The organism is Limnovirga soli (assembly GCF_013106755.1).
In the GTDB taxonomy this organism is placed as follows: domain Bacteria; phylum Bacteroidota; class Bacteroidia; order Chitinophagales; family Chitinophagaceae; genus Limnovirga; species Limnovirga soli.
Map to the genome: position 1 here is coordinate 1 of NZ_WHPF01000041.1, position 804 is coordinate 804.

At 39.2% G+C, this 804-nt stretch carries 1 protein-coding gene; it reads left to right on the forward strand.

Annotated features, from left to right (window positions below):
- The coding region (locus GD597_RS21675) for a hypothetical protein (protein WP_216368659.1) at positions 1-318 on the forward strand (318 nt) is incomplete at its 5' end.
- Positions 319-804: the final 486 nt, after the last annotated feature.

An 804-nucleotide genomic window follows, 5' to 3' on the forward strand; every position in this document is an offset into this window, starting at 1 on the left:
CAAAACAGAACGAATTTGATTGATGACGGAACGAAATTGATGAATTACCGAGCAAGTTTGAACGATAACGGAACGAGTTTGATGAATTACGGAGCAAGTTTGATAGTTGACGGTACGAGTTTGATAGTTTGGGGTGTGAATTTGATAAATTGGGGTTCAAATTTGATACTTCAGGGCACGAATTTGAAGCTTTCGGGTATGAATTTGAAACTTCGGGGAGCGAATTTGATGTTTTGCCAGGAGATGCTGAAACGAGTTCAGCATGACGATGCAATAACTGAAAAGCAATTGGCTGTTTGGTTAAAGGCTAACAGCTAGCGGCTAATGGCCAATTGCCTTTGGCTGTTTGCCGAATAGCATTCTGCAGTCCTTCACCACAGTAGTACAACAGCTAAATGGATATTCCCTCCCGAAAACGGGCAGTTTCGTTTTCGGGTGTCTTTTTTTGGTTCTTTTTTGGAAAAGCGGTATAGCTTTTAGCAGTTGGCTATTAGCTGCTAGCTAAATACAAATAAAAATTGCCTTTGGCTGTTTGCCGAATAGCATTCTGCAGTCCTTCACCACAGTAGTACCAAAGCTTAATAGATAATCCCTCCCGAAAACGGGCAGTTTCGTTTTCGGGTGTCTTTTTTTGGTTCTTTTTTGGACAAGCAAAAAAGAACAGACACGTTTCATGATGAGACAAATACATAGAATCGATTTCGCCATTTAAAATTATAGCTTATTGAAGTTGTAAAAATTAAAAACGCACTGCATTTCTATGTTGCATTTTATAAAGTGTTTGTCACTTTCTTTGCCTTGATG